Below are 24,663 nucleotides of genomic sequence, written 5' to 3' on the forward strand. Positions count from 1 at the left end.
ATTTTCTATCAAACAAAGTTAGGAGGTCTTTATTTGATGGTTTTATTATAAGGCGGTTTGCTTAAAGAAAACTTAAGAAAAGGCGCTGATCGAAAGAATCGGTCTAAAGTCTGAGATATCTTTATTCGCTGAAGAAATCAATGCCGGTTTTGTTGAGTTCATTGACTCGCAACATGAATTTTGTTTTGATTTGAACAAGCGGGCTTCCAAAATTTTCGAGGGCAATCAAACCTTCCAAGGCTTTTAGGACCTGCTTGGCACGGTAAACCCCTTCCTTGTCATTTAAGCCAAGGAGGGCATAGACCTGCATAAATTCTAACTGCATGGAAATACTGGTGTTTAAAATCGGTTTGCGCTTGCGAAGCTGGTTAATCGATTGAAGAAAATTCAGAGCTTCTAAGTAGAGTTCTTTTTTAATAAGATAGTTAGCTAGATTTAACAGTAAAGAGGCCAATGCATTGGCAGAGTAGGCAGAATAACTGCTTTCAAAAAGTTCCAAGGATTCCTTTCGAATCTTAGCGACGACTTCATAGGGCAAGACAGATAAAAGGGCAATGGTGAAGTCTTGCTCAATTTCATTTTGATAGGCAAAAGGCACTTCTTGAGCGATTCGTTGAATCGAGACAGGTGCGTCTTCCAGGTGGATTTCTTTTCCCATCGCGTTATTGACATTGATTTCAAGTGAGCGCAAATAGAGTTGCCAGAGCTCTTTGTTCTCCTCTGCAACAGGTGATTTTTCGTGCTTTAAGCGCTCAATAATGGACAGAAAATCCATGTTTTCTTGATTGATGTGTTTCATCAAAATGGGGCTGAAATTTTGAATGGTTAAGCCAGGATAATGGGACAAAAAGGTGTCCCAATCCACCCCCATAGACAGCAAGAGGCGAGAGAAGGTCTCAATGGTTACTCCTTTTTGAGAACGCTCAAATTGGCTGAGGAACTGAGGAGAGACAATGTCTGCAGCGACTTCTTTTAGAGAAAGACCGCGTGCTTCACGAATCTTACGAAATGTTGGACCAAATGGCGAAGATGAGGACATAGGGGAACTTCCTTTCAATTATCATACCATTAGTATACCTCAAAAAAGGCTGGAATTAAACTCAGAGTTTAATTTTTGACAAAAAAACTAGAAATTCTTCGATTTTTAAGAAAAATGAAACTATAGTTTACATGGCCCTTTTTTAGGGAGGGATTTTTGATAAAATAAGGTCAATTCTAGAAGATACGCTTATAACAAAAGGAGATTTACAATGACGACACAAGAAATTTTACAACTATTAGATGAAAAGCGCGTGCTAACAGCCCCTGCAGCAGTTGCTTGGGATGAAGTTCAACGGCAGCAAAACCGATTAAATAAAGCAGCGAAGAGACTCAATGGGCCAATCACGGTCACACTGGCCCTCAATCTTCTTTTTGCCTTTACGATTTTTCTCTTAGAACAAAGTCACCTGATGCACGGTTTTCTACTGATGCTCGGATTGATGGGTGGGTTGATTGCGATCAAATACTTTGTATTTGTAGCCCCAGCCAAGCAAGCTCTTGCCAATGCCCAGGCTCTTTATAACCAGGAAATCAGCCAACCAGCCTACCAACAAGGGATGCAAGGTTTCCCACAAAAATTTTACAATTACCACGACCTCTTCCGACTATATAACTTAATCGCAGAAGGCCGTGCCTCTACCTTGCCAGAAGCCTATAATCTGCTTGAAATGCAACAATTCCAAGAAACGCAAGTCAATCTGCAAGAGGAAGCCAATGCCCTACAAGCCGATATCGCACGTAGCTCAAGGGTCAGCGCCGTTGCTAATGTAGTCACTGCTTATAATACCTATCGTATCCACAAAGATATGTAATGTCAAAAAGATAAAAGATGAAAAAACCTCCCGAGAGCCTAGATCAAAAATCAGAGCTCTCGTGGAGGTTATTTTGTTGTCCTGTAAAAAGTAGTTCCGAACGGCATCTATGTACCTAAGTTCGTCTAAGCCCCTATTGGACTTGACTCACTAAAATAGTAAGGAACGTAGTTTTCGCTTCGCTCAAACTGCATCAATATCTCTAAATTCAGTTGAACTCTCTGAGTTCACCTCATTAAGCATTATAAGGACCGTAGTTCTCACTAGAGTTCGAACTGCATCAACGTACCTAAGCTCACTAACGTTTGCTAAGGGAATAAGGAACGTAGTTTTCGCTTCGCTCAAACTGCATCAATATCTCTAAATTCGGTTGAACTCTCTGAGTTCACCTCATTAAGTATTATAAGGATCGTAGTTCTCACTGTCGTTCGAACTGCATCAATGTACCTAAGTTCGTCTAAGTCCCTATTGGACTTGACTCACTAAGGTACATAGAAAAAGCCACCGGTTTTGGTGGCTCTTATAGGGAGATTATTATGAAAAAGTTTAGGATTTTCTATCAAACAAAGTTAGGAGGTCTTCATTTGATGGTTTTATTATAAGGCTGATTTCTTAAAGAAAACTTAAGAAAAGACGCTGTTTATAAGAATCGGTCTTAGGTCTGATATTTTTTTACAACAGAAACTATTTAGATTTTTTTCTAAATAGAGTTGACAAACCCATCCGAAAGTACTAGAATCTATTTAGAAATATTTCTAAATAGATTAGAGGAGATAGAGAATGAATTTTGCGCAAACATTTAAAGCTTTATCGAATCCGATAAGAAGAAGTATCTTAGAACTGCTAAAGGCGGGGAAATTATCTGCGGGAGATATCGCTGGCCACTTTGATGTAGCAGGAGCGACCATTTCTCATCATTTAAGCCTCCTCAAGCAGGCAGATTTAATTCGAGAGGAAAAAGAGAAGAATTTTATCTACTATGAACTCAATACTTCTGTCTTGGAGGATTTAATGGTCTGGCTCGTTGATTTGAAAGGAGACTCTACTGATGAAAACGAATAAAAAACTATTGCTATTAACTTCTATGGTGATCCTTTTCCCCATGCTTTGGGGGCTGATGATTTGGTCGCAATTGCCTAACCAAATCCCGATTCACTTCAATTTTGCTGGCCAGGCCAATAACTTCCAATCGAAACCCCTGGTTGTGTTTGGTCTTCCTATTTTCGATCTCATGGTGCATCTGTTTATGATCTTTATGATCGGTCGCGATTCTAAGAATAGCGCTATGAATGAGAAAATGATCAGAGCGATTTACTGGTTGACCCCAATCGTTTCCTTAAGTACCTCCTATCTCATCTATAGCAAGGCGCTAGGATCTACTACCAATCCATCAGTTTTTGTTTCGGTTCTGCTAGGGCTCATCTTTGTAATCATGGGCAATTACATGCCTAAGCTAAAAGTGAATCACACGGTTGGAATCCGTCTGCCTTGGACCTTGCAGAGTGAAGATAACTGGCACAAAACTCATCGCTTGGCAGGGAAATTGTGGGTCCTCGGAGGGTTGATCCTTCTACTTGAAGCAGGACTTCAATTCGCACTTTCTTATGTTTTGGTGCTGGTCATCCTCGCCATTGTGTTTATCCCTATGGTGTACTCATATCAATTAAGTCGGAAAAATCGTTAGTATGAAAAAAGGTAAAAACCAGTGGAAATCCGTGTTAGGATAACTTCTACTGGTTTTTATAGTGCTTGATTTCATCGCTTTCTTAGCCAAAACAAATTGAAAAAAGAGCGTACCAAATTCCTTCATCTGAAAGCGTATCAGATGAAGTTTCGCTATGAAGGACGTAGTCCAGATAACAGCATGATGGAATCCTTTTTTGGCATTTTGAAATCAGAAATGTTTTATGGTTATGAGAATACATTTAAGTCGCTTAATCAATTGGAACAAGCTATTGTAGACTATATTGATTATTACAGCAACAAATGAATTAAGGAAAAACTAAAAGGATTTAGTCCTGTAAAATACAGAACTAAATCCTTTGGATAGCCTATTTGCCTAACTTTTTTTTGGGTCAGTACAATCTGGTTGCTAGGGCTTTATTATGCTTTATCTTACTAAGGATGATGATCTTTTTCAGGATTGCTCATAATATGTGTAAATATTTCTTTATATTTATATTTCAGATATTTTTCGTGTAGAATGAACAAAGCTACGTAAACAATCATAAAAACAATAGATAAATACAGCATATCAAATGTACTATGTCCAAAATAAGTTGCGGATTCATAAGATCCAATAGCTCCTAAGATCAACCAAGGGATGTACTTGTAATACTTCGTTACCATAACACGGATCTCCTTTAATTAAACTAATGAGAATATCTAAAACTAAAAGTCATACCTGTACTTGTAGGATTATAAGGATCTAAGGTCATCAAAATGCTAAATTCTCAAACCAACTTCTACCGCCAATAAACGTGGAAGTTAATTTGTCAAAACAATGCTATTAAAAAATAAAAGGGAAAACTTTTTTGTTAAATAAGGTTATCGTTACTATTAACCAAATATAGTTTTTAGCCAATCAACTATAAGTGGTCTAAGTAATGGGATTAAGAATAGACCTACAATGATACCTAAAATAAATATTGGAAACATTTTTTTGAAGCTTCTTTTGTTCATCTATGGACACATCCCTTCAATGAATGGAATCCCCACCATCGCCAACTATCTAACAAGTTGAAGAGTGGGAGTGATGCTATAAAGAATAAATAGTGATTTTTTTCACGTTTATCACATCTTTCTTTAATATATATGATATACTAAACATATATCGAAATGTAAAAATGTCACATATATACACATAATTAGAGGTGGAGCTGTTATGCGTTGGGATTACGGTACGATCTATAAAAAAATACGGAAATCAAAACATATTAGTCAAGAGGAAGTTTGCGCTGTAGTTTTACTAAATCTCTACGACTATAGATTAAAAATGTATACACTTTTATACAAATAGTAGAAAAGGACTCAGTCCTGTGCAATACAGAACTAAATCCTTTGGATAAATTATTAATCTAACTATTTGGGTGCACTTAACCTTCGGGATGTTTTGTCAGGAAATGAATATGTAACGTAATGAAAATCTGTGCTATTACCCTATTCTTCATTGACTAGTTTTTAGGCTTACCACTTGATCAGCTTGTTTCCAAATGGTTGGATTATGTGTTGCAATAATGATCAGACGTTCCTTATTTTTTAATGTTAGGAGTAAGTCCATAATCTCCTGTGAGGTCTCAGGATCAAGAGCGGCAGTTAATTCATCTGCCAAAATTAGAGGAGGATCTTTTAAAATGATTTTTGCCAAGGCTACACGTTGTGCTTCTCCTCCAGAAAGCTCATATACTTTTTGATCTAGTTGAATATAAGATAGTCCTACTCTATCTAATACTTCTTCTTTGGTCTCTCTCTTTTTTTGTTTGTCTAATTTATGACCAATTAATCCCAAATCTAAATTTTCTGAAACAGTTTTATTATCGATAAGTCCAAAATTCTGGAAGAGATAACCGAGTTCATTTCTGAAATAGTTTGTTGGTTTAATCTTTCGTAAATCTTTTCCTTTATATTGAATACTTCCCTGATCATAAGGTTCTAGCTTGGCTACCATATTTAGTAAGGTTGTTTTGCCACAACCACTATTTCCGATAAGAGCATAGACTTTACCTGCATCAAAATTTAAGTTCAAATCACTAAATACCGTCCGGTTCCCAAAGGTTTTTGTTAGTTGATGGATCTTAATCATTTCTATGCTCCTTTCAATATAATACTAGCCATCCTATCTTCCTTACGAGAACGATGCATTAGTATTAAAATAGAATTCAAACCAAAGACGCAAGAGGTTAGAAAGACTACCCAAAGTTTATTTGTTAGCAAAAGACCAATAGCCCCTCCCAAAATGAAGATAACTATTTGCCAGATAAAAAATTTCTGGTGTAACTCAAAAAAATTTAATCCTGATATTTTCTTAATAAGAATAGTTTTACGAAATTCTTCAAAGTAGAGGATTGTCATTGTATTAAAGAGTAGAATTGAGGTAGCAATACCGAGAAAACCACCAGCAATGATTGTCAATATTTCAACTTGAATGTTGTGACTCATACCACGATAAACATAATAGGCAAGATCATACTGACTGATATATTTCTTTATTCCACCTTGTTCAACTAGTTTTTTAGTGGCATCCAAACCTTTAAAATACAGATAATCAGATGGATAAGTGAAGAAATCATTTCGATTTTTTCCAAAAGAGCTTGGTTTAAGGACAATAAGTATAGGATCACTTAGAAATTGTTGATATGAGATTGGTGTAGAATTATATACGAAACGCTTCTTATTGTTTGAAATATAGAAAACACGAGCTTTCATAGCCTGTTGAATTTTATTTCCCTTATCGTTTCGAATCGCTAGGAAATCTTCATAAATTTGACGCAATTTATCTTCTTGATCTTTTAATTTTTCAGGCAATAGTAGTCCAAATTCTCCTTCTCCAAGGCTATTAATGCTCTTCTTATCTTCTTCATTTAATTCTACATTCTGAACATCTAGATAATTAGGAGTCACATATAAGCTATTAGCATACGGATTGTAGTCATTTATCGACATTTTTCCCATTAAGGGATGTGAAGACAGACCTTTTAGATCGAATGATGCTAATGGATGCTGAACAAGCATTCCTCCATTCTGAATGCCAGTTTCTATGAAGTTTTTCCATTGTTCTTCCAACATTTTTCTACTATCCTGATTTCTAGCCTCTGCCCCAAACTCCCTATTTGTTGAAAGCAATACCCAATCTTTTTGATTTGACCATGCTGTATCTCCAGCCTGATGCAATTGCCAAATAGTTGAATAGATACTTGTTCTATGAATGGTAAGTACTATTAAAAGAAAAGCAACCAATTGCCCCAAGTAAAGAATACCCATAATCGGTTTCAAAGGTAACTTTCCTTTGAGTAAAGAAACCAAATGTACCGCTTTAATACTTAAAACATAAAGAAAGCTAAAGAGTATAGAAAGGAACAAAAGTAACAAATTATAAGTTATGCTAGCTGAAAAAATAACTGGAATAGAAAATGGTGTGATATGGAATAGACTTACACCACAGATTCCAAGAAAAACCCCTGTAATTATCCCTAAAAGTAAATCTCCACAATCACTAATAATTGAGTTTCCAAAAATCTGAGTTAGGTGCAATCCAGAAATATATCGAATCCCAACTGTTCGCATTTCCTTGGTTTTTTGAATAATCATTAAGGCTATAAAAGTTAGTAGAAAAATGACCAAAACGAGTAATTGACTACCATTTCCCATATACGTAAATAAGCTAAGAAAAATATTTGGATATGAAACAAATGTTTGTGTGAAACCCAATGATTGAAGTTCATGATTTAATCTATCTAGAGTGAGATTTCCAGATAAAATATAATAATTGGACAATAAGCCACTATTGTAAAAATCTTCTTCACTAGCTTTAACAAGGCCATTTGGGATATGGCCAGATCCAAATATTGCATAGGAAAAATGAACCTTACCTTTATCGTCTATTGTTTCAATTTGTTCACCAATCACACTGTCTGTTTCATTTGCTAATTGATCTAAACTGTATTTTACCTGATCTTTTGATACCTCTTTGTTCTGGGAAAGAATAGCAATAGCTGGAAAACTATTGTGAATAACCACATATGAGGTTGAAAAACAAATCCAAAGTAGAAAACTTGTTATAAAGATATTTGAAAGGATGACAAAGAAGCGCTTCATACTTTACTCACTTTCTAAAATTTTCATGAATTGTAATATAATCTTTTCTATGAGCTATGAATTTTTTTAAAATCCGTAATTAAAATATACTGTTTCACCAAAATTTCTATTTATAAAAGCTCTTGAGGTCTGATGAGAAGGAGCGTAAGCATATGATGATTTACTATCTCTTGCACGAGTTACGCTTGACCAGTGATATTTGTAATCATGGTAATAATTTGAAAATGCACCCCAGTTATTTGGATTGTGAAAGCATTAATACAAAAAATAAATAGTGATTTTCTTTTGCATATCTGTACCTCCTTTTTCTATATATATGATATACTAAACACATAACGAAGTGTAAAAATGTAACATTTATACACATAATTAGAGGTGAAGTTGTTATGCGTTGGGATTACGGTACGATCTATAAAAAAATACGGAAGTCAAAACATATTAGTCAAGAGGAAGTTTGCCAGGATTACACTTCAAGAGCGCACTTGTCGCGTATTGAATCGAACCAAGTAGTGCCTAGTTTTGAGTTGATGGAGCATCTTCTAAAGCAAGTTGGCCTAGATTTCGAAGAATTTCGATATATATGCCATTCTTACCACCATTCCGATAGAGAAGAAATTATCTTATTGGCAGAAGATAACAATGCCTACCAATCAAATGATAAATTATTGGAACTGAAGAATAAGAGTGTAGCTTATTTAAAAAAACATCCTAATGATATTCCTGTGTCAAATATACTAAAGAGAGTAGAGGTCATTCTTTGTTTACGAGAATCTGGTCCAAATGAGAAGGCAAGAATGATGGCCACGGAAGCTTGGAACGAAATCAAAAATCAGGATGTCTGGTATCATAGTGACCTCAAATTAATTGTCGTTATTTTATTTACACTTCCACTAGAAACAGTGATTTCTATCTGTGATGAAGTGATAGATAGGCTCAATGATTACTCTGATTATACAGAAATTCTTCCCACCAAGTATAAATTACTCTCAAATTTAGCTAGTATTTTTCTGTGGAATGGTTTGATGGAGAAATGTACGAGGATTAGTTATCTATTGTTAGATACGGCAAAAAAAAGTAAGCGATATGATTTTCTAGGAAATGCTAAAGTTACACTTGGAATTTGTTTAACGGATAAAAAGTTGGTCGATGAAGGATTGCAGCTACTCGAATTAACGGATGAAAAAACACTGTTGGAAGCATGTCAGTCAGATGTGAATCGCTTTTTCAAGGAATGAGTTTCTAAATGGATTTAGTCATAAAACGGTTTGAAGATATAATCGACATATTGTTGTATCCATGCTCAATGGTTATTGGGTAAGGGATGGCAACCTACACATTATCCCGTTAGATCAGCTAGTTAAGCAATATTTGAAAAAATGATCATTTAATTTAACAAATAATAATTTTGAATTGCACCTCAAATGTTAGAGTTCATCTAATATTTGAGGTGTTTTTAATATGAAATACAATTATTTTCAATTATCAAATAAAGAGATTTCCGTTCAGAAGACTTTGATAGCATAGTTTGAACCACTAAATACTGGGGAAAATATTTTGAGTTCATTTATCTAGTTATACAATGTGTATATAAGAGACAATTTGACATTTGCTTTTTTATTTTGTGTATTATTATTCTAGAAAGAAAAAAATAGATTTCAATTTTAAAATCGTTCGTTATCTTTTTATTGTAGATAAATAGGTAATGAAGTAATGCTTAAGTCAGGAGGTATAGGCTGATGAAGAAAAAAGATCTTGTCAAACAAAAATTTTTAACTTTTATCATCCTTGGTATTATCATTCTCTTATCAGCCTGCACTCTTGTAGGACCACAAAAAAAATCTCCTTCCGGTAGTACCAATGTGTCTAGGAAAATAGGATTCGAGGAAAGAAAGGCAGAAGATTTATTAAAAAATTCTATTTCTATCCCTTATCCAGATGGGAAAATCTTTACACCTACCGCGCTGTCAAATGATGGGATTGCTTATGGCGAGGCTGTTGACCAAGGACACGAAGATCAGAATTATCTTGCCAGTATAAATTTACATACCAAGGAATTTCAAAAGATAAAAGATGTTGAAAAGACATCTAATCTGACTCATGTAGCTGTTAGCTATGTAGATCATGATATTGTTGTTTTTGAAGAGTATGATCAACTCAATCAGACAGGGATTTACTATCTTTGGAAGATAAAAGACAAATCTTTAACGACACTGATCGATAGGAGACCTATTGGAACGGTTCCAGTTACTCAAGTAGCTCGATCCAACCAGAAACTCTTTATAAATTATGAAGTAGGCGATAGCCTATATCAAATTGAAGAATTTGACCTTGAAACAGGGACTCATCAGACGATTGAATCAGAAAATAGCGGTTTTCCGACTGTCTTTAAAGATCACTTGTATTATGTACAAATTGATAATACAGCTTTAACTACAAAAATTGTAGCCTACTCCTTAAATGATGGGCAGAAAAAAGTTATAGATCAAACAAAGGATGATCAACGCTATTATGTCGATTTATTGACGAACGGGCACAATCTCCTTTACTTGGTTGCAAATAATAAAGATGCTTCGCTTACCTTCGAAAATAAAAACCATAAAAAGATATTTTCTACTTCACAGGCAGAAACCTCCATATATCGCAATATTTATCTCACATATATGGGAGAAAGAAGAAGTGAGGAGCGTGTTAAATCTCAATATTATTTGTGGGATTTAAAGCATCGGATTCATTATTTATATGATCATGGCCCCATTTTACTATCGGATAAAGGGATTCTATGGATTCAATTCAAAAAGAAGGATAGTGAGATTCCAAAAGGTGAAATCTATCGAAATGAATACTCCGTAATGCGCTATCAGGAATGGTAGAAAGGAGAAAAATCATGAGAAAAGTTCATTTATTTCTTGTATTTCTAGCTTTGCTTGGTTTATCTGGCTGTACAGAGACACAAAAAGAAAGCCAAACAAGTCCTTCCAGCTCTCGTAAGGTCACATCTGCTTCATCAACAACAGTTAGTGTAAAAACAAAGGAGCGTACAGAACCTAATCCTCCAATGCCAGCAGAAGTAGCAGAGCGATTAAAAATCAAGGAAGACGGCGCAGAAGTTGGAACTCAGCAAACTTTGCCATCTTCAAAACAGGAACAAGTTTCAATGCCAGAGAACACGCAACCTTCTCAATCGCTCAAGCAAGAATCATCTAGCAAAGAGAATCAAGTGATCCGAAAACTATTGCCTATTCCTCTAAAACTTCAAGAAGAATGGTATTTCTGTGCTCCGGCGACAGTCCATATGATGCTGGCTAGTCGAGGGGTTAGCGTCTCTCAACATCAATTAGCTAAGGAAATGGGGACTTATAATCCCTATGGGACTCATAATCGAGATGCGATTCGCGTCTTGAATCAGAATCTATTTGGCTATCCAGAACCAAGTGGAAACCAAGCAGGTTATCGACTAGCTACTGTAACAGACGCTCGTCCAGGTTCTGAAGATGTCCGCCTCTTTAAAGAACGCGTGCGCAAAGATATTGATGATGGCTATCCTCTCTATTACACCTTTAATGTAGCTCAAATCTATCCTGGAAAACGTGGGGAACATAATGTGATTGGAGTAGGCTATGAATTAACAGCAGATAGCAAGGACATCGCAGCAATCTATTATCTAGACCCCGATACACATGTACAGGATCCAACCTATGGAGGCTTGAAGAAACTGACACCAGAGGAGCTGTTAGCAGCAATGGCTACGTGTGGTGAGAAAAATTATGCTTGGTGAAAAAGTAAGTCGTGAAATGAATAAAAGAAAAAAGCCTTTGAAACATTGATTTCAAAGGCTTTTTAAACTCTATTATTTAACTTCTGTAAACACAACGTGTTTGCGAAGTTTTGGTGAGTATTTCTTCAATTGAAGACGGTCTGGAGTGTTACGTTTGTTTTTAGAAGTAAGGTACAAGCGTTCACCAGATTCTTTGTGTTCAAGTGTAATATTTACGCGCATGGTATCTCCCTTCTATTATTCAGCTGATGCAGCTTTAGCGATCTTACGTCCTTTGTAGTATCCTTTAAGTGATACACGGTGTGAACGTGAGTAATCTCCAGTTGCTTCGTCAAAGTTTACAGATGGAGCTGTTACTTTGTAGTGCGTACGACGTTTGTTTTTCTTCGCTTTTGATGTGCGACGTGCAGGTACTGCCATTTCGTTTTTCTCCTTTTAAGATATAAATTCAATTAGGTTTGATTTTCATCAACTGTAACAGTATAACAAAACTTTTTTGTAAAGTAAAGTTACTTGACAAAAAAATTGAAATTTTTGGGAAAAGTTTCTTCTCCCTAGTTGATCTCAAAGTTTGGATCTGTCTTTGGGCCTTCTTTTATGCTATAATGGTAAAAAATGGAACGAGAGGAATGACATGACAGAATTAGACAAACGCCATCGTAGTAGTGTCTACGATAGCATGGTAAAATCTCCCAACCGTGCCATGCTTCGCGCGACGGGAATGACCGATGAAAGCTTTGAGAAACCGATTGTCGGAGTGATTTCGACATGGGCGGAAAATACCCCTTGTAACATCCACCTTCACGATTTTGGAAAACTGGCCAAAGAAGGTGTGAAAGATGCAGGAGCTTGGCCGGTTCAATTCGGAACCATTACGGTTGCGGATGGGATCGCTATGGGGACACCAGGAATGCGCTTCTCTTTGACGTCACGTGATATCATTGCGGATTCTATCGAAGCTGCTATGGGCGGTCACAACGTGGATGCTTTTGTAGCCATCGGGGGCTGTGATAAGAACATGCCTGGTTCCATGATTGCCATTGCCAATATGGATATCCCAGCGATCTTTGCCTACGGTGGGACCATTGCTCCAGGGAATCTCGATGGAAAAGATATCGACTTGGTTTCTGTTTTCGAAGGTATCGGGAAATGGAATCACGGTGATATGACCGCTGAAGAAGTGAAGCAATTAGAGTGTAATGCCTGCCCTGGCCCTGGTGGCTGTGGTGGGATGTATACGGCCAATACCATGGCGACAGCGATCGAGGTCCTTGGGATGAGCTTACCAGGTTCCTCTTCTCACCCTGCTGAATCAGCTGATAAAAAGGCCGATATCGAAGAAGCAGGTCGTGCTGTTGTCAAGATGTTGGAAATGGGACTGAAACCATCTGACATCTTAACTCGTGAAGCCTTTGAAGATGCGATTACAGTGACTATGGCGCTGGGTGGCTCCACCAATGCGACCCTTCACTTGCTCGCGATCGCTCATGCGGCCAACGTTGATTTGACACTTGAAGACTTCAATGATTTCCAAGAGCGTGTGCCTCACTTGGCAGACTTGAAACCTTCTGGTCAATACGTCTTCCAAGATCTTTACAATGTCGGTGGTGTGCCAGCCGTCATGAAATATCTTCTTAAGAATGGTTTCCTTCATGGGGATCGCATCACATGTACTGGTAAAACAGTAGCTGAGAACTTGGAAGCCTTTGCTGATTTGACACCAGGTCAAAAAGTCATCATGCCACTTGAAAATCCAAAACGTGCGGATGGTCCATTGATCATCTTGAAAGGGAACTTGGCTCCAGAAGGGGCGGTTGCCAAAGTATCAGGTGTGAAAGTTCGTAACATCACTGGTCCTGCTAAGGTCTTTGACTCAGAAGAAGCTGCCATTGAAGCGGTTCTTTCGGATGAAATTGTGGATGGCGACGTTGTTGTTGTTCGTTTCGTGGGTCCTAAGGGTGGTCCTGGTATGCCGGAAATGCTGTCCTTGTCATCCATGATCGTTGGTAAAGGCCAAGGAGACAAGGTGGCCCTCTTGACAGACGGACGCTTCTCTGGTGGTACGTATGGTCTCGTTGTTGGACACATCGCGCCTGAAGCTCAGGTCGGCGGTCCAATCGCCTACCTCCACACAGGGGATCTGGTAACAGTTGACCAAGATACCAAAGAAATCACCATGCACGTCTCAGACGAAGAGTTGGCGAAACGGAAAGCTGAAACAACCTTGCCACCACTGTATAGCCGTGGGGTTCTGGGTAAATACGCCCACATCGTTTCTTCAGCATCACGTGGTGCTGTAACCGACTTCTGGAATATGGAACAGTCTGGTAAACAGTAATTACAAGGACGACTTTGTCCCACCTCCGCACAGTTGAGTAGGGCTGTAAAAGCTGATGAAATCAGCGTAGTAGAGCCCACTCAACCACTGCGTCTTGCTCGACAATCCAAAAACAATTGAGAGGCTAGGACTTTTGTCCCAGCCTCTTTTTTGGCTCAAAGTCGCTAATTTTAACCCTGTCGCTGAATCGTATGAATATTACTTTTTTGGGGATTTGAGTGTATCATCTGTCATTTTTCTTGTAAATCCGTCTATAATTTGCTATAATTGTGACTAATCGAATCAATCCTTTAATACTGTCCAGAGAGGCAGGCAAGGAGCTATGGAAATGAAAGGCCTGGGAAGACCAGCCTATATTTTGTGTATCTCCTTGTTGTGGGGGATTTTTTTGTATAGTTGAAAAGTGGTTTGATAAAAAAGAAATCGTCGATGATGGAAGTAGGGAGTGCATCCTTATGATTTGGTCATCGAAGGTAGACGTTTTTGTTCAGCCATAGCTTGTCGCATCTTAATTTTAGGAGGTTTTTACGATCGTGAATGACGTTAAATATGATGTGAATGATATGCCAAAACCTGGTTTATTGGTTGGTTTATCTTTCCAGCATTTGTTTGCCATGTTTGGGGCGACAGTGCTGGTGCCGATTTTGGTTGGGATTGATCCTGCCATTGCTTTGTTCTCATCTGGTTTGGGGACCTTGGCTCACTTGACCGTGACCAAGTATAAGATCCCTGCTTACATGGGGTCTAGTTTTGCTTATATTGCAGCGATGCAAATGCTGATGAAGTCAGATGGGATCGCGGCAGTTGCCCAGGGTGCCATGGCGGGTGGTTTGGTCTACTTGTTTGTAGCTCTGATTGTTAAGCATGCGGGTAAAGATTGGATTAATAAGGTCCTTCCACCAATCGTGGTTGGTCCCATTATCATGGTAATTGGTTTGAGTCTTGCGAAGAATGCCGTCACTGATGCGACAACCTTAAATAATAGCTACAGCGGCTATGCTCTATTGATTTCGATGGTGACCCTCTTTGCGGTTATCCTCTTTAACATGTATGGCAAGAAGATTGTCGGTGTCGTCCCAATTTTACTTGGATTAATTGTGGGCTATATTTTCTCATTGGCTCTTGGTTTGCTGACAGGACATAGTTTTGTCAATTTCTCAGAGGTAAGTGCGGCGCATTGGATTCAAGTTCCAAACTTTGACATTCCATTTGTGGATTATAGTTTTAAGCTCTATCCAAGTGCGATTTTGACCATGGCTCCGATTGCCTTTGTGACCATGACGGAACATTTTGGCCACCTCATGGTTTTAAATAGTTTGACTGAGCGTGATTACTTCAAGGATCCAGGGCTTGACCATACGCTTACTGGTGATGGCTTGGCACAGATTATTGCTGGATTCTTTGGAGCTCCTCCAGTAACTTCTTATGGGGAAAACATTGGGGTTATGGCCCTTAGTAAGGTCTACTCAGTTTACGTTATTTCAGGCGCAGCAGTGATTGCGGTTGTCATGAGCTTTATTGGGAAGCTATCAGCACTCTTGCACTCTATTCCAACTCCTGTATTGGGAGGTTTGTCTATTGCCCTCTTTGGGGTTATCGCTGCTAGTGGTTTGAAAATTTTAGTTGAACATAAGATTGATTTTGATAATAAAAAGAATCTCTTGATTGCAAGTGTGATCTTGGTATCAGGGATCGGTGGTTTGATGATTGACCTCGGTGGTCTTCAAATCACGGGTGTGGCAACGTCAACAATTCTTGGAATTGTGTTGTATCAAATCCTTCCAGAACCAAAAGCTGACGAGGCTTAGTCCATTCTGGTAGTGAAAAAGTTTGAATGGATTCAATCATTATAAAAAACGAGGAACAAACTCTGATGGCAGAGTTTGTTCCTCGTTTTTTTATGATGGATTGGACTTCCAAAGAGGCCTTCCTTCATTAGTTGACTTCATTTTTAAAAAGGTAATGTTTATTATCGTGGTGGAAGGCCAAGGGCGATGCGCCCGTATCGGCTGATTCGTGTAATTTTCCAAGCGGGTGACCAAGTCACTTCAACCTTGACATCTTCGATCCCCTCGATTTCTTTTAGGCGAGCGACGATCTCGATCGGAAGGCTCTCAGCACAGCTACAAGCCGTATCGGTAAAGGTCATAACCACCTTGCAAGTGCCGGCTTCATCTAGATGGATCTCGTAGATCAGTCCTAGGTTATAGACATCTAACTCAACATCGGTATCAAATACAAGCTCCAATTTTTCGATTAACGGCTTCTCTAGTGCCAGGGCGCGGTCATTGATTTTGATATCCTCTCTCATCGCAAGATCCTTTCAGTGTAGTATGGCTTCCATTTTCTCATAATTCGGCTGATAAGGCAAGAAGAGAAAGAGGATTTGAACGTGTCGAACGAAGGAAATTCGGTCCAGTCTCCATTTCTCTTCGAATTTGTGGTAAAATAGAGGCAAAAGTAAGACAAAGGATGAAGGCTATGAAATTACAAAAACCAAAAGGGACCCAGGATATCCTTCCTGGCGATTCAGCGAAATGGCAATATGTAGAAGGCTTTGCACGCAAGGTCTTTGCGCGATACAATTATGATGAAATCCGCACACCGATCTTCGAACATTATGAAGTCATCAGCCGTTCAGTAGGGGATACGACGGATATCGTTACCAAAGAAATGTATGATTTCTATGACAAGGGAGACCGTCATATCACGCTTCGTCCAGAAGGAACAGCTCCTGTTGTCCGCTCGTATGTAGAAAATAAACTCTTTGCGCCTGAGGTACAAAAACCAAGTAAGTTCTATTACATAGGCCCAATGTTCCGCTACGAACGTCCTCAAGCAGGTCGTTTGCGTCAATTCCACCAAATTGGGGTAGAATGCTTTGGATCGAGCAATCCTGCAACGGATGTCGAAACCATTGCCATGGCAGCGCAATTCCTGAAAGAACTAGGGATTGACAATGTGACCTTGCACTTGAACACCTTGGGAAGTCCTGCTAGTCGTCAGGCTTATCGTCAAGCCTTGATTGATTACCTCTTGCCAATGAAGGATCAATTGTCTAAGGACAGCCAACGTCGCTTAGAAGAAAATCCGCTTCGTGTCTTGGATTCAAAAGAAAAAGAAGACAAGGCGGCGGTTGAACAGGCTCCTTCCATCCTAGACTATCTTGATGAAGAAAGCCAAGCGCATTTTGATGCGGTTCGTCGGATGTTGGAAGATTTGGGGGTAGCCTATGTCATCGATACCAATATGGTGCGTGGCTTGGATTACTACAACCACACGATTTTTGAGTTCATTACAGAAATTGAAGGCAATGAATTGACAGTTTGTGCGGGTGGTCGCTATGATGGTTTGGTTGAATACTTCGGTGGCCCTGCGACAGCTGGTTTTGGATTTGGTATCGGTGTGGAACGGATCCTTCTCGTTCTTGAAAAGAAAGGCATTGAATTACCGATCGAAACAGGCCTAGATGCCTATATCGCTGTCCTAGGAGATGAGGTCAATGAAGCAGCGCTTAGCTTGGTTCAGGCCCTTCGAATCCAAGGTTTCAAGGCAGAACGTGATTACCTTGGACGCAAGCTCAAGGCACAATTTAAGTCAGCAGATGTCTTTGCGGCCAAAGCCTTGATTACCTTAGGAAGTAGTGAAGTTGAGAGCGGTCAAGTTACTGTGAAAAATAACCAAACTCGTCAAGAAGTAACGGTAGCTCTTGAAACCTTGAAGAAAGACTTCCCATCTGTTTTAGCAGAGTTGGGATTGGCTTGATCAAGTCTTGCAGACACCTGAAAAACAGATTCGCATGGGAGTAGGAGCAAAGTCGTTGCGCCTGCTCTCTTTTATCTAGCTTCTGTTTGCCGACCTTTGCCAAGATTTGGCGAAAAGCCGTTAAATTTTCTGACATTTATGATATAATGAGAAGACTACTAGTAAAGGAATGAAACAGTCATGACATTAGTTTATCAATCAACACGAGATGAAAAAAATACTGTAACAGCTAGTCAAGCCATCCTTCAAGGATTGGCGACAGATGGCGGTTTGTTTACTCCAGTCTCTTATCCTCAAGTAGAGCTGGATTTTGATACCCTCAAAGACGCTTCTTACCAAGAAGTGGCCAAGCTTGTTTTGTCAGCCTTTTTGGACGACTTTACAGCAGAAGAGTTGGACTACTGTATTTCTCATGCTTATGACAGCAAGTTTGATACCCCAGCTATTGCTCCTCTTGTCAAACTCGATGGGCAATACAACTTGGAGCTCTTCCACGGTTCCACCATTGCCTTTAAAGATATGGCTTTGTCGATCTTGCCTTACTTTATGACAACAGCAGCTAAAAAGCACGGTCTGGAAAATAAAATTGTCATCTTGACGGCGACTTCTGGAGATACAGGAAAAGCTGCGATGGCAGGTTTTGCTGATGTTCCAGGAACAGAGATCATTGTCTTTTATCCAAAAGATGGTGTCAGCAAGGTGCAAGAATTGCAAATGACGACTCAAACTGGGGACAATACCCATGTCATCGCGATCGATGGAAACTTTGACGATGCCCAAACCAATGTCAAACATATGTTCAACGATGTTGAACTACGTGAAAAATTGGCAGCCAACAAGATGCAATTCTCATCAGCCAACTCCATGAATATCGGCCGTTTGGTGCCCCAAATTGTTTATTACGTATACGCCTACGCGCAATTGGTGAAGACAGGTCAAATCACAGCGGGAGAAAAAGTCAACTTCACCGTTCCAACAGGGAACTTTGGAAATATCTTGGCAGCTTTCTATGCCAAACAAATCGGTCTTCCAGTTGGAAAATTGATCTGTGCCTCAAACGAGAACAATGTCTTGACAGACTTCTTTACAACACGTGTCTATGATAAGAAACGCAGCTTCAAAGTAACCACTAGTCCATCGATGGATATCTTGGTCTCTTCAAACTTGGAACGCTTGATCTTCCACTTGGTAGGCAATGATGCCACAAAGACCAAAGAGTTGATGGAAAGCCTCGTTGCAACAGGTCAATACCAATTGTCCGACTTTGATGCAGATATCTTAGATTTGTTTGCGGCTGCATACGCAGATGAAGCAGAAACTGCTGCAGAGATCAAGCGGGTCTATGAAGCGTCTGATTACATCGAAGACCCTCATACAGCTGTAGCATCAGCCGTTTATCAAAAATACCGGACTCAAACAGGAGATGCTGCTAAAACAGTCATTGCCTCTACAGCAAGTCCTTATAAATTCCCAGTTGTAGCAGTAGAAGCGGTGACAGGCGAGACAGGTCTAGGCGATTTCGAAGCCTTGGCCAAATTACACACCCTCTCAGGTGTTCCTGTGCCACCGGCCGTAGATGGACTTGAAACTGCGCCGGTTCGCCATCGTACAAGCGTAGCTGCTAAAGACATGCAAGCAGCAGTAGAAGACTACTTGGGACTGTAATTCTCCCTATTAGAAAGATCAAAAGAGCCGTTTGGCTCTTTTATATACTCATGAATTCATACAAAAAAATCTTAAACATTGCCCTCCCTGCCATGGGTGAAAATTTCTTACAAATGCTGATGGGTATGGTGGACTCTTATTTAGTGGCTCACCTGGGCTTGATTGCCATTTCAGGTGTTTCCGTCGCAGGGAATATCATCACCATCTATCAAGCCATCTTTTTGGCACTGGGTGCGGCAGTTGCCAGTGTTATGTCCAAAAGCTTGGGTGAAAAAAATCAAGCCAACATTGCCTACCATGCGACAGAGTCACTGAAGGTGACCTTGTTGTTGAGTGCTCTCTTAGGAGGGGCTTCGCTGTTATTTGGACGCCAGATGATTTCGCTGTTGGGGACTGAAGCTGCAGTAGCCGAAAGCGGGGGGATTTACCTTTCCTTGGTCGGCGGGACCATAGTTCTCTTAGGCTTGATGACGACCTTGGGCTCCTTGGTTCGGGTGGCCAACAATCCACGTCTTCCTATGTATGTGAGCCTGTTGACCAATGTTTTGAATGCTCTATTCTCCTCTGTGGCCATTTTCCTTTTTGGTTGGGGAATTGTCGGAGCAGCCTTGGGGACTGTGCTGGCCCGTCTGGTTGGGGTTGTCCTCTTGTGGCAAAAGGTCCGGCTACCCTTTGCCCCCCTTCGTTGGGGATTGGATCGTAAGCTCTTGAACTTAGCACTTCCAGCTGCCGGAGAGCGGCTGATGATGCGGGCTGGAGATGTGGTGATCATTGCGATCGTGGTTGCTTTTGGGACCGAGGCAGTCGCAGGAAATGCCATCGGAGAGACCCTGACCCAGTTCAACTACATGCCTGTGTTTGGAGTGGCCACAGCGACGGTCATGCTCGTAGCACGGAGCCTAGGCGAAGGGGATCTTGAGCAGATTGACCGCCTTCGAAAGCAGTCTTACTGCTTGTCCTTTGTGTTGATGTTGCCCATTGCTCTGAGTATCTTTTTTGGGGGCACCCTTCTGACCCATCTCTACACACAAGATACAAAAGCGGTAGAAGCTAGTCTATCGGTTGTCCTCTTTTCTTTGTTGGGAACGCCGTTTACAGCAGGAACGGTCATCTATACAGCTGTTTGGCAAGGCTTGGGAAATGGGAAACTTCCATTTTATGCAACGACGATTGGTATGTGGGTCATTCGAATTGGAGCCGGTTATCTGCTTGGAGTAACCCTTGGCTTTGGCCTTCCAGGGGTCTGGACGGGGACACTGCTCGACAATGGCTTTCGTTGGCTATTTTTGAGTCAGCTATATAGACGAAAAGTAGGAGAGAAGAAAAAATGACAAAACAAGCCTTTATTTGGGATTTGGATGGGACCTTGCTAGATTCCTATGATGCTATTCTGGCAGGTCTTGAGGAGACCTATGCAACTTATCAGCTTCCATTTGACCGAGCCAGCATTAAAGACTACATCTTGAAGCATTCGGTTCAAGATCTTTTAGTAGCCGTGGCGGAAGAGTATCATCTGGATGTGACGGACTTAAATCAGCGTCGAGCAGAAAGTCTAGCAGAGAAAAATGCCCAGGTCCTTCTGATGGATGGGGCGCGTGATGTCCTATCCTGGGGACAAGAAGCTGGAATTGAGCAGTTTGTCTATACCCATAAGGGAGAGAATGCCTTTGTCATCCTACGGGATTTGGGTTTGGAATCTTTTTTTACAGAGATTTTGACCAGTCAAAGTGGTTTTGCCCGCAAGCCTGACCCAGAAGCTGCCATGTATCTGATGGAGAAGTACGGCTTGGAGCCAGAAAATACCTACTATATTGGGGATCGGAGTCTGGATATTGACTTTGCAAGAAATAGCCAGATTCAGAGTATCAATTTCTTGACGTCTGACTATGAAGGTAATCATCAGATGGAAAGTTTATTAGATATTCCAGCTATTTTAAACGCTGAAAAGAATCTGTAAAGAATTTGTTTTCATTTTGAAATAAAGTCGTAAGCTTTCTTTAAGAAATGTCCGCTATAATAGAAGCATAAACAAAGACCTCCTAACTTTGTTTAGAAAAATCCTAAAACTTTTCTTTTTCATAATAATCTCCCTAAGAGTCGCCCAATCAGGCGGCTTTTTTTGTGCGCAAGAATAGTGTAAGCTCTTTTCCTTGCAAGAGGATATGAAATATTTTATAATTGATTAGTCAATTATTGATTTATCAAAAATAATACGGAGAAGGAATATGGCAGAAATAAATGATTTGCTCTACCAACTACGCTTGGCAGATCAATCAACTACGCAACTCTTTGAAAAGCGCCTAGGGATTAGCTTAACGCGTTATCAAATTTTGCAGGATTTATTAGAACAAGCGCCTTGCAATCAGATCGCGGTTCAGGAACGCTTGCAGATTGATCCAGCTGCTTTAACCCGGCATTTTAAAATATTGGAAAAGGAAGGGTTTGTCCATCGGAGTCGAAATCCAAAAAACCAGCGGGAAATCTTAATTCATTTGACGGATACGGCCTATAATCGTTTGGTCAAACATCCCCCTCGCCATCATGTGGCAGTGAAAGAACAGATGAGTCGGATTTTGACTGCTCAAGAACAAGAGCAATTTTCTTACCTGCTGGACAAATTAGTATCTGGCATTGAACAAATAACAGTTGAATAAAAAGGAGAATCTACGATGTCATTACTGACGATTAATTTAGCAAGTCTTGCTGCACTGGAGCATTTGTATATTTTTTATTTGGAGAGCATCAGAACCACATCTGATACCACAAGTCGGGTTTTCAACATGGATAAAGAAGAACTCGCTCGCCCATCTGTGACCTCTTTATTTAAGAATCAAGGGATATACAATGCCTTGATTGGTGCCTTCCTCTTGTATGGATTGTTTGTCTCTAAAAATAGTGAAGTTGTTACAATTTTTGTGCTTTTTATTATTGGAGCTGCGGCCTACGGTGCGATGACAGCCAATAAAAAGATTATCTTGACCCAAGGTGGTCCTGCTATTTTGGCCTTGTTAAGTATCCTATTTTTGGGTTAAAAAAGATGCGCCGATAGGGAACTTTGAGTTGATTGTATTAAATAAGTGTAGAAAAAAGTATAAAAAAAGACTAAAAATTTTATTGACTTTCGAAGAAAAAGGGTTATAATGGTAGCAACAGAAAAGTAATGAGTCAGCTATTTCCAGGGAGCTTGTGGGAATTGTGAACAAGCAATAGCGACTGATGAAAATTGGACTGTTATGATTAATGAATTCTAACCCATGTGAATTCGGTTGGCACCCCTTACCGTGCAACTCCTTGATAGAGGAGATAGAGATGTAGGGAAAGACCAGCTATTTTTCCCTATAAAAGAGGTGGCACCGCGGACACTACGCCCTCACACAGTTTTTGTGTGAGGGCTTTTCTATGTGCCTTAGCAAGCGAAGCGCTTAGGCACATAGATCCCAAAGCGAAAATAGAGCGATGGGATACCCTTGCTCGCCTTAGCAAGCGACGTTACGATTCATTAGAAAAAGAGTTCTAGAAGAGAGGTTTCTGATATGAAAAAAGTTTTATCTGCTGATGTGTTGAGTCCAATTTTGGCTTATATGCGTTTGGATGCGCCCCATAAAATGATCTTGGAGTCGATCCCTCGTGAAAAAGAGAATGCGCGTTTTTCAATTGTAGCCTATCGGCCAGTCAGTGAAGTCAAGTTTGAAAATGGCGTCCTCTATTACAATGATCAAATTGTTGAAGAGGATCCTTTGGACTTTTTGAATCGCATCACGGTCAAAACGAAAACTTCTGAAGAGCTTCCTTTTAACGGTGGGGCGATTGGATTTGTCGGCTATGACTTGATTGGCCTCTATGAGAACATTGGTTCCATTCCTGAAGATACGATTGGCACACCAGATCTTCACTTTTTCTTATATGAAAGCTATGTAATTTTTGATCACAAAAAGGAAAAGGTTTATGTGGTGGAAGAGAACCTCTATAGTGGACGGAGTGAAGCAGAGCAAGCGTCGAGCTTGGAGCAAGTGTTAGCACAATTGGCAAGACCTGCAAAGGAAGAGTTTCAGGACAAGGATCTGCATGCGCTTCATTTCCACAATCATTTGGAGCAAAAAGAGTTTGAGGAAATGGTAGCCCTAGCGCGGGACTATATTCGAAAAGGAGATATGTTTCAATGCGTGCTCAGTCAACGTTTTTCAGCTGATTTTTCAGGAAAACCATTGGATTATTACCGCAATTTGCGCGTGACCAACCCTTCGAATTATCTCTACTTTTATGATTTTGGGGAGTACCAAATTATCGGGGCTAGTCCAGAAAGTCTGGTGTCGGTCAAGGATCGAGTGGTGACAACCAATCCCATTGCTGGCACGCGACCAAGAGGGATTGATGAAGAGAGTGATCGGCAATTGGCAACTGATTTGGCAGGGGATCCAAAAGAAGTCGCAGAACACCAGATGTTGGTGGATCTAGGGCGAAACGATATTGGTCGTATCGCTCAAAATGGGTCGGTTGAAGTAACTAAATATATGGAAGTGGAGTTCTTCCGTTATGTGATGCACCTGACGAGTGTGGTCAAGGGTCAATTGCTTCCTGGACTAGCCTCTATTGAGGCTCTGAAGGCAACTCTTCCAGCTGGGACCGTTTCTGGTGCTCCCAAGATTCGAGCCATGAAGCGAATCTATGAGGCAGAAAAAGAGAAACGTGGCGTCTATGCGGGTGCTATTGGCTATCTCTCTGTGACGGGGGATCTCGATTTTGCTATTGCGATTCGAACCATGATCCTCAAAAATAAGAAGGCTTATGTGCAGGCCGGAGCAGGAATCGTTTATGATTCGATCGCTGAAAATGAATACCAAGAAACCGTCAATAAGGCAAAATCAATGACAAGGATTGGAGAAGAAGGATGATTTTATTAGTAGATAATTACGATTCATTTACCTACAATTTAGCACAGTATATCGGAAAATTTGATGAGGTCCAGGTGCTTCGAAATGATGATCCGGACTTGTACCAAGTTGCCCAAGAAGCAGATGCCTTGGTCTTTTCTCCAGGTCCAGGTTGGCCAAAGGATGCGGGCAAGATGGAGGAGATGATTCGAGATTTCGCGGGGATCAAACCAATCTTGGGGATTTGCTTGGGGCATCAAGCGATTGCGGAAGTTTTTGGAGGGCGCTTGGGATTGGCACCACAGGTCATGCATGGCAAACAAAGCCAGATCCAGCTAGAAGCTCCATCTCCGCTATACGCGGGTGTCGCAAAAGAAGTCCCAGTCATGCGCTATCATTCGCTGACGATTGAAGACATGCCAGAGGATTTTGTCATTACCTCTCGGACGACGGATGATCAAGCCATTATGGGAATTCAACACCGCAGCTTACCGATTTATGGTTTTCAATACCATCCAGAAAGTATCGGGACGCCAGATGGGCTCAAGACCATCGAAAATTTTGTCAAACTAGTCAAGGAGC

The 24,663-nt window shown here is 40.2% G+C and carries 23 protein-coding genes and 2 pseudogenes; 17 read left to right on the forward strand and 8 right to left on the reverse strand.

The features are described from left to right. Window positions 1–121: 121 nt before the first annotated feature. Entirely contained in the window at window positions 122–1,039 is a 918-nt protein-coding gene (locus HMPREF2685_RS00445) for a helix-turn-helix domain-containing protein (RefSeq protein WP_003015436.1), read from the reverse strand. A 211-nt stretch (window positions 1,040–1,250) separates the two neighbouring features. Here HMPREF2685_RS00445 and HMPREF2685_RS00450 point away from each other — a divergent pair, with 211 nt between their 5' ends. The 4 genes from HMPREF2685_RS00450 to HMPREF2685_RS00465 all read left to right on the forward strand — a co-directional run bounded on the left by HMPREF2685_RS00450 (window position 1,251) and on the right by HMPREF2685_RS00465 (window position 3,843). Continuing rightward, a complete protein-coding gene (locus HMPREF2685_RS00450) occupies window positions 1,251–1,853 on the forward strand; it encodes a hypothetical protein (RefSeq protein WP_049486045.1) in 603 nt (200 codons plus the stop codon). Window positions 1,854–2,633: 780 nt separating this feature from the next. After that, on the forward strand, window positions 2,634–2,915 hold the full coding sequence (locus HMPREF2685_RS00455; protein ID WP_003009465.1) for an autorepressor SdpR family transcription factor: 282 nt from the start codon (window positions 2,634–2,636) through the stop codon (window positions 2,913–2,915). Beyond that, window positions 2,902–3,537, forward strand: a complete 636-nt coding sequence (locus HMPREF2685_RS00460; RefSeq protein WP_070464617.1) for an SdpI family protein — start codon at window positions 2,902–2,904, stop codon at window positions 3,535–3,537. The genes HMPREF2685_RS00455 and HMPREF2685_RS00460 overlap by 14 nt, the downstream gene beginning before the upstream one ends. 96 nt (window positions 3,538–3,633) lie before the next feature. Next, window positions 3,634–3,843, forward strand: coding sequence for an IS3 family transposase (locus HMPREF2685_RS00465; RefSeq protein WP_305367072.1), 210 nt, complete (start codon window positions 3,634–3,636; stop codon window positions 3,841–3,843). 128 nt (window positions 3,844–3,971) lie between these two features. On the opposite strand, the gene HMPREF2685_RS00470 is transcribed toward HMPREF2685_RS00465, so the two are convergent. From HMPREF2685_RS00470 to HMPREF2685_RS10065, 4 genes and pseudogenes are all read right to left on the reverse strand, one after another. Further along, window positions 3,972–4,202, reverse strand: coding sequence for a hypothetical protein (locus tag HMPREF2685_RS00470; RefSeq protein ID WP_014713945.1), 231 nt, complete (start codon window positions 4,200–4,202; stop codon window positions 3,972–3,974). A gap of 817 nt (window positions 4,203–5,019) precedes the next feature. Continuing rightward, window positions 5,020–5,655, reverse strand: coding sequence for an ABC transporter ATP-binding protein (locus HMPREF2685_RS00475; protein ID WP_061591032.1), 636 nt, complete (start codon window positions 5,653–5,655; stop codon window positions 5,020–5,022). 2 nt (window positions 5,656–5,657) lie between these two features. Beyond that, a complete protein-coding gene (locus HMPREF2685_RS00480) occupies window positions 5,658–7,667 on the reverse strand; it encodes a DUF1430 domain-containing protein (RefSeq protein ID WP_070464620.1) in 2,010 nt (669 codons plus the stop codon). Window positions 7,668–7,733: 66 nt separating this feature from the next. Continuing rightward, window positions 7,734–7,883, reverse strand: a pseudogene (locus tag HMPREF2685_RS10065) (lactococcin 972 family bacteriocin); the annotation flags it as partial. A 170-nt stretch (window positions 7,884–8,053) separates the two neighbouring features. On the opposite strand from HMPREF2685_RS10065, the gene HMPREF2685_RS00485 reads away from it, so the two are divergent. The 3 genes from HMPREF2685_RS00485 to HMPREF2685_RS00495 all read left to right on the forward strand — a co-directional run bounded on the left by HMPREF2685_RS00485 (window position 8,054) and on the right by HMPREF2685_RS00495 (window position 11,442). Then, the gene (locus HMPREF2685_RS00485) at window positions 8,054–8,902 is read left to right on the forward strand and encodes a helix-turn-helix domain-containing protein (RefSeq protein ID WP_070464624.1); all 849 of its coding nucleotides are present in this window, start codon (window positions 8,054–8,056) and stop codon (window positions 8,900–8,902) included. A 501-nt stretch (window positions 8,903–9,403) separates the two neighbouring features. Further along, the gene (locus HMPREF2685_RS00490) at window positions 9,404–10,537 is read left to right on the forward strand and encodes a hypothetical protein (RefSeq protein WP_070464629.1); all 1,134 of its coding nucleotides are present in this window, start codon (window positions 9,404–9,406) and stop codon (window positions 10,535–10,537) included. A 14-nt stretch (window positions 10,538–10,551) separates the two neighbouring features. After that, window positions 10,552–11,442, forward strand: coding sequence for a C39 family peptidase (locus HMPREF2685_RS00495; protein ID WP_070464630.1), 891 nt, complete (start codon window positions 10,552–10,554; stop codon window positions 11,440–11,442). Between the two features lie 72 nt (window positions 11,443–11,514). On the opposite strand, the gene rpmG is transcribed toward HMPREF2685_RS00495, so the two are convergent. Beyond that, window positions 11,515–11,664, reverse strand: coding sequence for a 50S ribosomal protein L33 (gene rpmG / locus HMPREF2685_RS00500; protein WP_001265622.1), 150 nt, complete (start codon window positions 11,662–11,664; stop codon window positions 11,515–11,517). A 15-nt stretch (window positions 11,665–11,679) separates the two neighbouring features. After that, complete coding sequence (gene rpmF / locus HMPREF2685_RS00505; protein WP_003009516.1) at window positions 11,680–11,862, reverse strand: 50S ribosomal protein L32; 183 nt, start codon at window positions 11,860–11,862, stop codon at window positions 11,680–11,682. A 214-nt stretch (window positions 11,863–12,076) separates the two neighbouring features. Here rpmF and ilvD point away from each other — a divergent pair, with 214 nt between their 5' ends. Continuing rightward, complete coding sequence (ilvD, locus tag HMPREF2685_RS00510) at window positions 12,077–13,780, forward strand: dihydroxy-acid dehydratase (protein ID WP_004219590.1); 1,704 nt, start codon at window positions 12,077–12,079, stop codon at window positions 13,778–13,780. A gap of 533 nt (window positions 13,781–14,313) precedes the next feature. Then, a complete protein-coding gene (locus tag HMPREF2685_RS00515) occupies window positions 14,314–15,588 on the forward strand; it encodes a uracil-xanthine permease family protein (protein WP_003011521.1) in 1,275 nt (424 codons plus the stop codon). Between the two features lie 161 nt (window positions 15,589–15,749). On the opposite strand, the gene HMPREF2685_RS00520 is transcribed toward HMPREF2685_RS00515, so the two are convergent. Further along, a complete protein-coding gene (locus tag HMPREF2685_RS00520) occupies window positions 15,750–16,091 on the reverse strand; it encodes a metal-sulfur cluster assembly factor (RefSeq protein ID WP_003010891.1) in 342 nt (113 codons plus the stop codon). Between the two features lie 170 nt (window positions 16,092–16,261). Here HMPREF2685_RS00520 and hisS point away from each other — a divergent pair, with 170 nt between their 5' ends. The 8 genes and pseudogenes from hisS to HMPREF2685_RS10770 all read left to right on the forward strand — a co-directional run. Further along, entirely contained in the window at window positions 16,262–17,545 is a 1,284-nt protein-coding gene (hisS, locus tag HMPREF2685_RS00525; protein ID WP_070464633.1) for a histidine--tRNA ligase, read from the forward strand. A gap of 180 nt (window positions 17,546–17,725) precedes the next feature. Further along, window positions 17,726–19,210: a threonine synthase gene (gene thrC / locus HMPREF2685_RS00530; RefSeq protein ID WP_070464636.1), complete on the forward strand. Its 1,485-nt coding sequence runs from the start codon at window positions 17,726–17,728 to the stop codon at window positions 19,208–19,210. A gap of 50 nt (window positions 19,211–19,260) precedes the next feature. After that, the gene (locus tag HMPREF2685_RS00535; protein ID WP_070464639.1) at window positions 19,261–20,541 is read left to right on the forward strand and encodes an MATE family efflux transporter; all 1,281 of its coding nucleotides are present in this window, start codon (window positions 19,261–19,263) and stop codon (window positions 20,539–20,541) included. Beyond that, window positions 20,538–21,167 carry an HAD-IA family hydrolase gene (locus tag HMPREF2685_RS00540; protein ID WP_070464640.1) on the forward strand — a complete coding sequence of 210 codons (630 nt, stop codon included), beginning with the start codon at window positions 20,538–20,540 and terminating at the stop codon, window positions 21,165–21,167. The genes HMPREF2685_RS00535 and HMPREF2685_RS00540 overlap by 4 nt, the downstream gene beginning before the upstream one ends. 268 nt (window positions 21,168–21,435) lie before the next feature. Beyond that, the gene (locus tag HMPREF2685_RS00545; RefSeq protein WP_003009542.1) at window positions 21,436–21,864 is read left to right on the forward strand and encodes a MarR family winged helix-turn-helix transcriptional regulator; all 429 of its coding nucleotides are present in this window, start codon (window positions 21,436–21,438) and stop codon (window positions 21,862–21,864) included. A gap of 15 nt (window positions 21,865–21,879) precedes the next feature. Continuing rightward, window positions 21,880–22,242 (forward strand): DUF1304 domain-containing protein, encoded by a 363-nt coding sequence (locus HMPREF2685_RS00550; protein ID WP_070464643.1) that lies wholly within the window; start codon window positions 21,880–21,882, stop codon window positions 22,240–22,242. Window positions 22,243–22,743: 501 nt separating this feature from the next. After that, window positions 22,744–24,102 (forward strand): anthranilate synthase component I, encoded by a 1,359-nt coding sequence (gene trpE / locus HMPREF2685_RS00555; RefSeq protein WP_070464646.1) that lies wholly within the window; start codon window positions 22,744–22,746, stop codon window positions 24,100–24,102. Further along, window positions 24,099–24,659: pseudogene (locus tag HMPREF2685_RS10770) on the forward strand (aminodeoxychorismate/anthranilate synthase component II); the annotation flags it as partial. The gene trpE and the pseudogene HMPREF2685_RS10770, both read left to right, overlap by 4 nt. Window positions 24,660–24,663: the final 4 nt, after the last annotated feature.

Origin of the sequence: Streptococcus sp. HMSC074F05 (assembly GCF_001808725.1) — a bacterium.
GTDB lineage: Bacteria > Bacillota > Bacilli > Lactobacillales > Streptococcaceae > Streptococcus > Streptococcus parasanguinis_I.

Coding starts and splice junctions, on each gene's coding strand:
- HMPREF2685_RS00475 (WP_061591032.1), bottom strand. CDS start 5,655: ATGATTAAGATCCATCAACTAACAAAAACCTTTGGGAACCGGACGGTA.
- HMPREF2685_RS00495 (WP_070464630.1), top strand. CDS start 10,552: ATGAGAAAAGTTCATTTATTTCTTGTATTTCTAGCTTTGCTTGGTTTA.
- ilvD (WP_004219590.1), top strand. CDS start 12,077: ATGACAGAATTAGACAAACGCCATCGTAGTAGTGTCTACGATAGCATG.
- HMPREF2685_RS00550 (WP_070464643.1), top strand. CDS start 21,880: ATGTCATTACTGACGATTAATTTAGCAAGTCTTGCTGCACTGGAGCAT.
- trpE (WP_070464646.1), top strand. CDS start 22,744: ATGAAAAAAGTTTTATCTGCTGATGTGTTGAGTCCAATTTTGGCTTAT.
- HMPREF2685_RS00470 (WP_014713945.1), bottom strand. CDS start 4,202: ATGGTAACGAAGTATTACAAGTACATCCCTTGGTTGATCTTAGGAGCT.
- HMPREF2685_RS00545 (WP_003009542.1), top strand. CDS start 21,436: ATGGCAGAAATAAATGATTTGCTCTACCAACTACGCTTGGCAGATCAA.
- HMPREF2685_RS00485 (WP_070464624.1), top strand. CDS start 8,054: ATGCGTTGGGATTACGGTACGATCTATAAAAAAATACGGAAGTCAAAA.
- HMPREF2685_RS00480 (WP_070464620.1), bottom strand. CDS start 7,667: ATGAAGCGCTTCTTTGTCATCCTTTCAAATATCTTTATAACAAGTTTT.
- HMPREF2685_RS00450 (WP_049486045.1), top strand. CDS start 1,251: ATGACGACACAAGAAATTTTACAACTATTAGATGAAAAGCGCGTGCTA.
- rpmG (WP_001265622.1), bottom strand. CDS start 11,664: ATGCGCGTAAATATTACACTTGAACACAAAGAATCTGGTGAACGCTTG.
- HMPREF2685_RS00460 (WP_070464617.1), top strand. CDS start 2,902: ATGAAAACGAATAAAAAACTATTGCTATTAACTTCTATGGTGATCCTT.
- HMPREF2685_RS00490 (WP_070464629.1), top strand. CDS start 9,404: ATGAAGAAAAAAGATCTTGTCAAACAAAAATTTTTAACTTTTATCATC.
- HMPREF2685_RS00520 (WP_003010891.1), bottom strand. CDS start 16,091: ATGAGAGAGGATATCAAAATCAATGACCGCGCCCTGGCACTAGAGAAG.
- thrC (WP_070464636.1), top strand. CDS start 17,726: ATGACATTAGTTTATCAATCAACACGAGATGAAAAAAATACTGTAACA.
- HMPREF2685_RS00540 (WP_070464640.1), top strand. CDS start 20,538: ATGACAAAACAAGCCTTTATTTGGGATTTGGATGGGACCTTGCTAGAT.
- HMPREF2685_RS00535 (WP_070464639.1), top strand. CDS start 19,261: ATGAATTCATACAAAAAAATCTTAAACATTGCCCTCCCTGCCATGGGT.
- HMPREF2685_RS00445 (WP_003015436.1), bottom strand. CDS start 1,039: ATGTCCTCATCTTCGCCATTTGGTCCAACATTTCGTAAGATTCGTGAA.
- HMPREF2685_RS00455 (WP_003009465.1), top strand. CDS start 2,634: ATGAATTTTGCGCAAACATTTAAAGCTTTATCGAATCCGATAAGAAGA.
- rpmF (WP_003009516.1), bottom strand. CDS start 11,862: ATGGCAGTACCTGCACGTCGCACATCAAAAGCGAAGAAAAACAAACGT.
- hisS (WP_070464633.1), top strand. CDS start 16,262: ATGAAATTACAAAAACCAAAAGGGACCCAGGATATCCTTCCTGGCGAT.